This is a genomic window from Aliiruegeria sabulilitoris, assembly GCF_001558155.1.
GTDB lineage: Bacteria > Pseudomonadota > Alphaproteobacteria > Rhodobacterales > Rhodobacteraceae > Tropicimonas > Tropicimonas sabulilitoris.
This window is the reverse complement of the sequence record NZ_LOAS01000128.1, coordinates 1-496: the sequence shown is the minus strand read 5'-3', so window position 1 is coordinate 496 and position 496 is coordinate 1. Positions and strand designations below refer to the sequence as shown.

1 pseudogene is annotated in these 496 nt (G+C 64.5%); it reads right to left on the bottom strand.

The window, feature by feature from the left end:
* A pseudogene (locus AX756_RS24850) lies at positions 1–205 on the bottom strand (DUF3489 domain-containing protein); the annotation flags it as partial.
* Positions 206–496 lie beyond the last annotated feature (291 nt).

Sequence of the window (496 nt, the reverse complement as noted above, 5' to 3'; positions counted from 1 at the left end):
GACCATCACCGGTCTCGCGCCAGAGCGGCTCGCCCCGTTTGATGTTCGCGTCAACCTCCTCGAGAAGTCCGAGGTCGATCATCCTGCCCACCGCTTTCTTTGCAGCAGCGCCGTGCAGGCCTTTCGGCAGCGGCATGGCCAGCCCATCGATGCGCGCTGCGGCGCGTTCGAGAATGCGGATCCGGGTGTCAGTGAGATCGGACATGGTGGGCTCCGTTGATGCGGGCCCGCGGCATGCGGGGTCCTTCTACGAGGCCGGGGCCCGGTCAGCGTGCCCCAATCCGGGACATGCTCCAGGCCAGCAGGGAAGTGGTCTGCCTATTCGGCGTATTCGCCCTAGCGGAAAGCGCTGTCGAAGGTTTCGCGGAGTTGTACCGCGTAGTGCAGCAAAGCGCTGACCTCACCCCAGCCGATTTCGTCGGGCTTGGTATTGAATTGCGCGCCGCTCAGGGCCTGCAGTCGATGGAGCATCGTGTCGATTTCGGCCTTGGTGGCG